The sequence below is a fragment of the Oceanospirillum sediminis genome, from assembly GCF_014164585.1.
In the GTDB taxonomy this organism is placed as follows: domain Bacteria; phylum Pseudomonadota; class Gammaproteobacteria; order Pseudomonadales; family Halomonadaceae; genus Oceanospirillum; species Oceanospirillum sediminis.
This window is the reverse complement of sequence record NZ_JACJFM010000235.1, coordinates 1-356: the sequence shown is the minus strand read 5'-3', so window position 1 is coordinate 356 and position 356 is coordinate 1. Positions and strand designations below refer to the sequence as shown.

Genomic DNA, 356 nt, shown 5'->3' with positions numbered 1-356 from the left:
CAATCCATTGGGCCTGCCAATCTTTGTTGGATAACAATCCTAATTCAAAATGATTGATGTCGCTCCATGCAGAAGCTTCTCCATCTTGGTTCCAATACTTTACCTGCCAATATACTTTTTGGCGAGACTTTAAAGGTTTTCCTTGGTATTTTACCCAAACAGACTGGTCTGTCATTTGCTTACCCGAGTCCCATAAATCGGCATTATCGGGCAACAAATCTTCACTGGATGCAACCACAATTTGGTAGGCTGACTGATGCTTAACATGCTCTGAATCGTGATCATGCTTTTCTTCATGTTCATCATGATGATGTTCCGACTCATGGTTGTGTTCTGATTCATGCTCATACTCTGAC

At 41.6% G+C, this 356-nt stretch carries 1 protein-coding gene; it reads right to left on the bottom strand.

From position 1 onward, the window contains the following. A partial coding sequence (locus H4O21_RS28540) for a glycoside hydrolase family 78 protein (protein ID WP_502243758.1) occupies nucleotides 1-356 on the bottom strand: 356 nt, incomplete at both ends.